The 8,801-nt window shown below is 57.2% G+C and carries 6 protein-coding genes, 1 tRNA gene and 1 pseudogene; 1 reads left to right on the top strand and 7 read right to left on the bottom strand.

Annotation, left to right across the window (positions count from 1 at the left end; all coding sequences use genetic code 11):
• Positions 1 to 605: 605 nt before the first annotated feature.
• Genes AC2FLU_RS04255 through AC2FLU_RS04230 form a run of 6 tightly spaced genes read right to left on the bottom strand, consistent with a single transcriptional unit; the run spans position 606 to position 7,793 of the window.
• Positions 606 to 1,547, bottom strand: coding sequence for an ABC transporter permease (locus AC2FLU_RS04255; RefSeq protein WP_480521495.1), 942 nt, complete (start codon positions 1,545 to 1,547; stop codon positions 606 to 608).
• Positions 1,544 to 2,587, bottom strand: coding sequence for an ABC transporter permease (locus AC2FLU_RS04250; protein ID WP_496811878.1), 1,044 nt, complete (start codon positions 2,585 to 2,587; stop codon positions 1,544 to 1,546). The genes AC2FLU_RS04255 and AC2FLU_RS04250 overlap by 4 nt, the downstream gene beginning before the upstream one ends.
• A complete protein-coding gene (locus AC2FLU_RS04245) occupies positions 2,577 to 4,097 on the bottom strand; it encodes an ABC transporter ATP-binding protein (protein WP_496809306.1) in 1,521 nt (506 codons plus the stop codon). Before AC2FLU_RS04245 ends, AC2FLU_RS04250 begins: the two co-directional genes overlap by 11 nt.
• Positions 4,094 to 5,491 (bottom strand): amidase, encoded by a 1,398-nt coding sequence (locus AC2FLU_RS04240; protein ID WP_496809307.1) that lies wholly within the window; start codon positions 5,489 to 5,491, stop codon positions 4,094 to 4,096. Before AC2FLU_RS04240 ends, AC2FLU_RS04245 begins: the two co-directional genes overlap by 4 nt.
• Positions 5,469 to 6,452 carry a BMP family protein gene (locus AC2FLU_RS04235; protein WP_480521503.1) on the bottom strand — a complete coding sequence of 328 codons (984 nt, stop codon included), beginning with the start codon at positions 6,450 to 6,452 and terminating at the stop codon, positions 5,469 to 5,471. The genes AC2FLU_RS04240 and AC2FLU_RS04235 overlap by 23 nt, the downstream gene beginning before the upstream one ends.
• Before the next feature lie 48 nt (positions 6,453 to 6,500).
• Positions 6,501 to 7,793, bottom strand: a complete 1,293-nt coding sequence (locus AC2FLU_RS04230) for an amidohydrolase family protein (protein WP_480556033.1) — start codon at positions 7,791 to 7,793, stop codon at positions 6,501 to 6,503.
• A 169-nt stretch (positions 7,794 to 7,962) separates the two neighbouring features.
• On the opposite strand from AC2FLU_RS04230, the pseudogene AC2FLU_RS04225 reads away from it, so the two are divergent.
• Positions 7,963 to 8,349 (top strand): annotated as a pseudogene (locus tag AC2FLU_RS04225) (integrase core domain-containing protein); the annotation flags it as partial.
• Positions 8,350 to 8,724: 375 nt separating this feature from the next.
• On the opposite strand, the gene AC2FLU_RS04220 reads toward AC2FLU_RS04225, so the two are convergent.
• Positions 8,725 to 8,801, bottom strand: a tRNA-Met gene (locus tag AC2FLU_RS04220).

Below are 8,801 nucleotides of genomic sequence, written 5' to 3'. Positions count from 1 at the left end.
TCATCAACAACCTCCGTACCGAATACGGAAATTATACCATCAGTCCGGTCAAAATAGGGGAGTTTTCACACACCCTCCGGACTAAGCTACCGTTGCCCTTTCGGGTATTTGCTGACGCAGCATTTGCTCGCAGGTGCGGCACACGGTTTGTCGCATCGCAGAGGGTTTTTCGTTTTCGGTCACTCATCGGTGTGAAATTCAGCTAAATCTATACTACCCTTTCGCTGCGCTCGGTTTCGGCAATCAAGGAGCGGACTTTGCGGCCATCCGCATTTTTAGTCCGGAGGACAGCAGTCAGCCCGAAAGCAGACACGATCAGCATGGCGCTTCGCCCGACCAGTATTCGAAGGTCGGGCGGAAACCGGCCATTCGCTGCGTGCGTGAGCCTGTCAGGTCGAATATTCGAACGCAGACATTCAAGTAGCCTTGAGACCGGATTTCAATCTGCGCGACTGAATGACGCCGGAGCGTTAATATATAGATAGTGTCAAGAGTTTTCTGGAATGTGGTTAAGGTCTCGTGCCCAGCTCTTCATTGTCTGGTCGAGTAGATGTTTATTTTGATGATTTTATCGTTTCCTGGCCAATATGTTCGAAAATATGCCACTAACGTTCGCCGCGTCGGTAGGGTGCCATCAACGCCGCTGGGACTTCGGCTCTGCGGGCGACAAGGACCAGCGCAACGATCGAAAGTACATACGGTGCCATGAGGAACAACTGATATGGCACACCCTCAACCGTTGTCTGCAATCGCAGTTGGTAGGCATCGAAGAAAGCGAACAACATCGCGCCAATCAAAGCCTTACCGGGCCGCCAGCCAGCGAAGACTACCAATGCGATGCAGATCCAACCGCGCCCCTGCACCATGCCCGGGAAAAAGCTGTTGAACGCCGTTGTAGTCAGGAAGGCCCCGCCAACCGCCATCAAAGCTGACCCGACAACAACTGCGCCGATACGGATACGGATCGGGTTCAGCCCCTGCGCCTCAACCGCATGAGGGTTCTCTCCGGTCATACGAATGGCCAACCCCAAAGGCGTACGGGCAAGAACATAGGCCATCACAGCCACCGCAGTGAGCGCCAGATAGGTCGGCAAAGCTTGGTTAAAAAGGATCGGTCCCAGAACGGGAATATCTGACAGGACCGGAAAATCGAGCGGCTTAAATGCCTCGATCGTAGGAGGCAGATCTCCCACCTCAACAAGTAACCTGTACAGGTAATAGGCTAAAGCGGATGCAAACAGCGTTATGCCCAGCCCTGAGACGTGTTGCGAAAGCCCAAGTGGAACTGTCAGCATAGCATGAAGCAATCCCATCACCGCGCCGCAAAACGCTGCAAAAATGAGGCCTGCAAGCAATGGCGCGCCCATGTAGACGACAAGCCAACCGCTCATCGCCCCCATGGTCATGATCCCCTCGATTCCCAGATTGAGCACGCCCGAACGTTCGCAAAGCAACGCACCAAGAACACCAAATATGAGCGGTGTCGCAATACGCAGCACGGAAGCCCAAAGACTGGTATTCAGCAGCAGATCAATTGCATCGCTCATCGGCGCACCCGGTAGGTTGTGAAAAGAAGGGCCACGATCATGGTGAGCAGGCACAGCGCCACGATCACATCGGCAATGAAACTGGGTACACTCGTCGCACGGCTCATGGCGTCGGCCCCGACAAAGACTGTGGCGACGAATACAGCGGCAGCGACCACTCCGGCCGGATGCAAAGCGGCGAGCATGGCGACGACAATGCCTGCATAACCAAATCCTGGGCTCATAGTGGTGGTGACCCCCGCAGTGACCCCCAAGACTTCGACAGACCCGGCAAGCCCTGCCAGCGCGCCCGAAAGCAAGGCAACACCCATGATCGTTCGGGGCAGAGAAATTCCGGCAAAGGCAGCGGCACTGGCATTTAAGCCTGCGGCGCGTGTTTCAGCGCCAACAACAGTACGCGCAAAAATCAGCCAAACAGCACTTGCCGCTGCGATAGCAACAAGCAGCCCGATATGGAGACGTGTACGGGGGATCAGATCCGGAAGGCGGTAATCCCCGTCTACGGGCACCGAAGAGGGCCACCCAAAGGCCAGCGGATCGCGCATAGGGCCCTCAATCATGAGGCCAACAAAAAGGATCACGATGAAGTTGAGCAGCAGGGTTGTCACCACCTCATCCACGCCGAAACGTAAGCGTAAAAAGGCAGGTCCTGCCAAAAGGGCCGCGCCTGCCGCCATGCCCGCCAACATCAAGATCGGAATACCTATCCACCCTGGAACCCCGAGTGAATGACCGATCCAAGCCGTGATTAGCGCCCCAACAAAGAACTGTCCCTCGCCCCCGATGTTCCAAAGCCGCGCTCGGAAGGCGACAGCTGCGGCAAGTCCCGTAAAGATAAGCGGAGTGGCGCGGGTCAACATCTCGGCGATGGAAAGGCGCGAGCCGAACGCGCCATTCACCATTTCGCCATAAGCCGTTAGAGGATTTACGTCAGCAGCAGCGATGAGACCGGCGGCCAAAAGCAATGCAGCAAAGATCGCGGCCAGTGGTGCAATGATCGCAAGATGCAGCGGCACATGTGAGCGTCGTTCAAGCCGCATCATCATTTTCCTTCCAGACACCTGCCATCATCAGGCCAAGGCGTTGTGGGTCGGCTTCATCAGTCGATATCGATTCTGACAAGCGACCTTTTACGATGGCCTGTATTCGGTCTGACAGGGCTACAGCTTCTTCCAATTCTTCTGAGATGAGCAGGATTGCGGCACCTTCGGCCCGTGCTGCCAAAAGCTCGGCATGAACTGAAGCAATTGCACCTTCATCAAGACCACGCGTTGGCTGGTTTGCGAGCACAAAACGCGGCCCATTGGTCAGAACCCGGCCAAGGATCAGCTTTTGCATATTGCCGCCGGACAGCAGCCTTGTTCGCGTGTCGGGGCTGGCGCCGCGGATATCAAAACGTTCTATCAGCCCCGCAGTGTATTCCCGGGCGGCGCGTTGTCGAACAAAGCCGCGGTGCGAAAATCCCGGTGTGCGCAAGCGCTCAAGCACCGCGTTTTCCCACACACTCAATTCGCCCACAACGCCTTCTGCGTGCCGGTCTTCAGGCACCCTGCCTGCGCCCGCGCGGATCATGCCGCGCGGACCCAGATGGCTGATATCTTCGTTCAAGAGTGTTAACTGACCCGCACTTGGGTGTGCCAATCCTGACAGCAGCGCACCGAGGGAGGACTGACCATTGCCTGAAACGCCGACGATACCGAGGATTTCACCGGCATGGACAGCGAAAGACACATCATCCAGCCGCAAATCACCGTCTTCTTCCACGCTCACGTCCTTTGCGATCAGGACTGGCGCTCCAATCTCATGGTCTTGACGTACGGGACGCTCAACCTTGCGGCCAACCATCAGTTCCGCCAACTCTTCTGGTGTGGTTTCGGGTGTTTTGCGTTCCGCGACCATCCTGCCGCCACGAAGCACCGCCACACGGTCAGAGGCTGCCATGACCTCATGCAGCTTGTGGCTGATGAAAATAAGCGAGAGGCCCTCTTTTGTCATATCACGCAGCGTTTCGAACAGGCGCATCGCCTCGGGCCGGGCCAGAACGGCAGTCGGTTCATCCAAAATCAAAATACGTGTGTCGCGATAGAGTGCTTTCAGAATCTCGACCCGTTGACGTTCACCAACGGAAAGCGTCCGAACCTTGGCCTCGGGGTTCACAGGCAAGCCGAACCGCTCAGAGATCTGCAACAGCTTTTTGCGCGCCTCGCCACGAGCGGAACGCGCGCGCGTCAAGGGTTCGGAACCAAGCATGACGTTTTCCAGAACCGTGAGGTTGCCCGCAAGCGTGAAGTGCTGGTGTACCATCCCCACACCCACCTCGATCGCTGCACGCGGCAGGCCTGGGGGCAGCTCTTTTCCAAACACCCTGACCGAGCCTTTATCGGCTGCGTAATGGCCGAACAGGATATTCATCAGCGTCGTCTTACCCGCACCATTTTCGCCCAACAGAGCAAGAATTTCCCCGCCTTCTAATGTGAGGGTCACATCGTCATTTGCGGTAAGCGTTCCGAAACGCTTGGTAATGCCGTTTAGTTCCAGAACCTTGGTCATGCGGGCAGGCCTGCGATTGGGTGCGGAAAAGTGATTGCGGGCGCGCGGTCTTCGACAAGTGCGCCAAGTTTCAGCAGCGCAAAATCCGAGCCGGGGGGACCAATCAGTTGAACGCCGAGTGGAAGACCATTTGCCATGCCAAAAGGCAGCGCCAAAGCTGGCAAGCCCGCTACATTTGCAAGTGCGGCGTTCGGGGCAAAAGCCTCGAGCCGCGCCATGTGATCGTCTGGGGAGGTGCCGGACAGATCCAAAGTGCCTACAACGGGCGGTGCAGACGAGAGGATCGGCATCAGGACGGTATCGGCAGACTTAAAAAGCTTGCGAGATCGATTTGTCAGACGTGCGAGCTGTCGTGAGGCCGCAAAAAGCGCTGTGGCCGGTGTCGCACGGCCCTCGGCAGCCATGGTCGCGGCAAGCGGTGAAATCTTATCATCAGAGATCCTGAGCGCAGTCAGCCACTCGGCCAAGGAAACAGCAAGTATGGTTCGGGCGATTGCGTGTGCCTCATCCCCCAATCGGTCGGGGGCACGAATATCGCACACCTCACAGCCTGCATCGCGCAGCGCGTCGGCAGCACTTTTCGCGGCCTTGCACTGGTCGGCACCGCAACGCTCCGGCAATGCCAATGCGACGCGGGGGCGTTCTGGCAGATTTACCGGGGCCATGGGCTGGGCTACCGCGTCAAAGGCGGTCTTCACATCGCGGACCGACCGCGAAAGGATCAGTTCAGACGCTATGCCCATCAGGTGATTGGCAAAATCAGGGCCTCCGGGCACCGCGCCACGAGAAGGCTTGAGCCCGGTCAAGCCACAACACGCAGCGGGAACCCTGATGGACCCGGCTGCATCCGTGGCATGAGCAATTGCAACAATACCAGCTGCAACCGCGGCTGCGGCGCCACCGGATGAACCACCGGGTGTCAACGCAGGGTTCCATGGATTGCGGGTCGCCGCCATGCCATCGGGTTCGCATGTCAGGGAAAGGCCAAAGGGAGGTGTTGCGGTCAAGCCGAAAGGGATCAGGCCGGTTCGGCGAAGACGTTGCAGCAGGTGGCTGTCACTATCGGGTTTACGACATTGCGCACGGATCTCCGCGGATCCTGCCGCCGCAGGCAGCCCTTTTGCGAAACTGCCGAGGTCTTTCACCAAAAACGGAACCCCATGAAATGGCCCGCGCTGGTCTGGTGGCAAAGCGTCTGCAACCTTTGCCCCATCGCGGGCCATATCTTCGTCCAGATATACCACGGCCCCCAAATCTGCCCGTGCGTGGCAGGCGGCAAGGCTGGACTCCATCAGTTGGCAGGCAGAGATCTGCCCTGCCGTGATGGCAGCTGCAAGAGCTGTGGCATCGGTCACGTCAAAGCCCTCGGGATCAGGAGGGCTCGCTTTCGTCAATCGGAACGTCCCATTCACCGGATTGAATAGCGGCCTGTTTGGCCTCCATCCCCGGGATGGCGTCGGCAGGCACTTCATCGGCGACATAAATCAGCTCATTGCCGCCATGGGCCATAAAGGAATATTCCGTGTAGTTACGACCTGTTGGATTACCGGCCTGAACATCCGCCACGATGGCCTCGATTGTGGGACCGTAATTCCAGATTGCATTGGCAAAAACCGTGCCCGGGTATCGCGGGGTATAATCGATAAGCGAACCGATCGCCTTCACACCTCGCGCTTGGGCCGCATCCGCAGTGCCAATGCGCTCACCAAACAGAATGTCTGCACCCGCATCAATCTGGGCAATCGCAGCCTCTTGTGCGCGGGCCGGATCGAACCATGCACCGATAAAGCCGTTGACGAAGGTGGCGTCTGGGTTCACTTCGCTTACGCCCATGCGGAAAGCATTGATCAAAAGGTTCACCTCGGGGATCGGATAACCCCCGACCGAACCATAGACATTGCTTTCGGACATATGACCCGCGAGCATACCAGCCAGATAGGCTGCCTCGTGGTTGCGTGTGCCAAAGACACCGAAGTTGTCACCTTCTGGCCCACCGGAAGACCCCATCAGAAACGCGGTGTCGGGGTAGTCACCCGCCACTTCGCGTGCTTCACGCTCCACAGCATAAGATTCACCCCAGATGATTTGCGCACCTCCCTCGGCATACTCGCGCATCGCGCGGGGATAGTCGGTCGGCGCTACTCCTTCTGAAAACTCATACTCTATCAGGCCAGCGTCGGCGGCTTCCTGCATCGCCAGGTGAATGCGGCTGTTCCATGCATTTTCAACCGGAGACATGTGCACTCCGGCGACGCGGATCGCAGATTGCGCGTTCACGCGATGGATATAAGCCGGCAGGGCCAGCGTGGCCGCAGCGCCGACCATCAGTTGACGGCGGGTTGTGGTGAGTTTCATTGTTAGATCCTCTTCTGTTGGTGGCAATTCTTCTTGTTAATGAACTTCCTAAGTATTGGGCCTGGGCGCGTAATCTGCGGGATCCAGGGTCGTGGGACGGCCAGGCAAAGAAAGCGCGGCCATTCGTGGTTCTGTGCGGGCCAGCACCTTTCCGTTTTTGATAACGGCAAGCCGGGTGGCTTTCATGCGAACTGCTTCAATCGGGTCCTGCGCCTGCAGCACTACCATATTGGCAGGGCCGCCTTCGCGGATCGTCGGGTCGGGCAAGCCCATTGCTTTGGCACCATTCTGAGTAACGGACGTAAACGCCCACTCCATCGCCTCGCGGGATGTCATCGGCACGGCATGCACGCCCATATGAGCCACTTCCAACATGTCGGCGGAGCCAAGCGAATACCACGGGTCCATCGTGCAATCCTGTCCGAAGGCGACATTTACACCCGCCGCGCGCAGCTCTGGCACTCGGGTCAGCCCCCTACGACGCGGATAGGTATCCGAGCGACCTTGCAGCGTTATATTGATGAGCGGGTTGGGCACCACGTTCATGCCGCTTTCTGCGATCAGAGGTATGAGCTTCGATGCATAGTAGTTGTCATACGAGTGCATCGCGGTGACATGACTTGCCGTCACCAGCCCGCCAAGCCCAAGGCGCGTGGTCTCATAGGCTAAGGTTTCCACGTGGCGCGACATTGGATCGTCGCTTTCATCGCAATGCAAATCCAGCATCAGGCCTCGGTCCACCGCTATCTCGGCCAGTCTCCTGACCGACCGGGCACCTTCCGACATCGTACGCTCAAAATGAGGGATACCGCCCACTACATCGACACCCATATCAAGGGCTTGGATCAAGTTTTTTTCTGCATTCTCTGCGCGGTAAAGGCCATCTTGCGGGAATGCTACCAGTTGCAGATCAATATAGGGAGCGACCTGCTTGCGGACCTCCAACAGCGCTTCAACGCCAACCAAAGGTGTGGATGAAACATCCACATGCGAACGGATGGCCAGCAATCCCTGCGATACGGCAAGGTCGCAATATCGCATGGCGCGCTCAATTACTGCTTCGGGTGTCAGCAGAGGCTTTAGCTCACCCCAAAGCGCGATGCCTTCCAACAGTGTGCCCGAGGCATTCATGCGAGGCGTTCCAAGGCTCAGGGTCGCATCCATATGGAAGTGCGGGTCGGTAAACGGGGGCGAAACCAATCGCCCAGCCGCATCAATGTCCTCGCCTGCCTCGGCCTTGATCTTGGGGGCAATTTCTGCGACGCGGTCACCCTTGATCGCAATATCCAACGGCCCTCGGCCATCCGGCAGTTGGGCTTGTCTAATGATGATGTCGAGCATTCATCTTCCCCCAAATTTGACCACAAGGTAAAAGTATTCTGATAAAATGCTACATTTTTTTGCTGTGTTTCAGGAACCAGCGCTTCGGATAGTCTGACGCAATTCGAATGCCTGCAAGGCGGAATGCGAACGCAGCAATTCGCCGTATCGATGGATGGCGGCTGAAGGAACCGTGCTGCACAAACCGCGGCTGCTCAGCGACAACGGGTCCAGCTACATCTCTGGTGAGCTTGCCGAATGGCTGGAAGATCAGAAAATGGATCATATTCGAGGCGCGCCATATCACCCACAGACCCAAGGCAAGATCGAGCGCTGGCACCAGACTCTCAAGAACCGCATCTTATTGGAGAACCACTATCTGCCCGGCGACCTTCAGCAGCAGATCGACGCCTTTGTCGATCACTACAACCACCGGCGCTATCACGAGAGCCTCCAAAACCTCACGCCCGCTGATGTCTACTTCGGACGCGGACAGACCATTCTGAAACAACGAGAAAGGATCAAACAGAAAACCATCGAAACGCGGCGCTTGCTTCACCGCAAATCCGCCGCATAATCAAACCAAACAGATGCGCCAGATCCTCTCTTACCTCAGGCACCAATCTGTCCCAAAATCCCTGACGACGGACGCACCGCAAGGCCAAATTGGCGGCAGACCTAGCCGACATGGAACCAGAGAACCCAGTTCTTTTGCATCCCGGTCTGTCTGATCAATATAGGGCCAAAGTTTCCAATCTGACAGAAGCCCTGAATGTCCCAACGACCCGGCCAGAGGCGGGAATGATCATTCGCAGCCTCCTCTCGGAGATACGTCTGATCCCGGAGAGTGGTGAACTTGCAATTGAACTTGTTGGGGAACTGGCCGGCTTGTTGGCGTTGGGACAACAAAAAACGGCCTCGGAAGCAGTTGCTTCGGGCCGTTCTGTATCGCTGGTTGCGGGAGTAGGATTTGAACCTACGACCTTCAGGTTATGAGCCTGACGAGCTACCGGGCTGCTCCATCCCGCG

The organism is Ruegeria sp. SAZD013 (assembly GCF_059612525.1).
Note: the sequence above shows the minus strand (reverse complement) of the source record. Positions and strands in the feature narration are given on the sequence as shown.

Bases quoted from the DNA above. Each gene is read 5' to 3' on its own strand.
- AC2FLU_RS04250 (WP_496811878.1), bottom strand. From the start codon at position 2,587: ATGCGGCTTGAACGACGCTCACATGTGCCGCTGCATCTTGCGATCATT.
- AC2FLU_RS04245 (WP_496809306.1), bottom strand. From the start codon at position 4,097: ATGACCAAGGTTCTGGAACTAAACGGCATTACCAAGCGTTTCGGAACG.
- AC2FLU_RS04235 (WP_480521503.1), bottom strand. From the start codon at position 6,452: ATGAAACTCACCACAACCCGCCGTCAACTGATGGTCGGCGCTGCGGCC.
- AC2FLU_RS04255 (WP_480521495.1), bottom strand. From the start codon at position 1,547: ATGAGCGATGCAATTGATCTGCTGCTGAATACCAGTCTTTGGGCTTCC.
- AC2FLU_RS04230 (WP_480556033.1), bottom strand. From the start codon at position 7,793: ATGCTCGACATCATCATTAGACAAGCCCAACTGCCGGATGGCCGAGGG.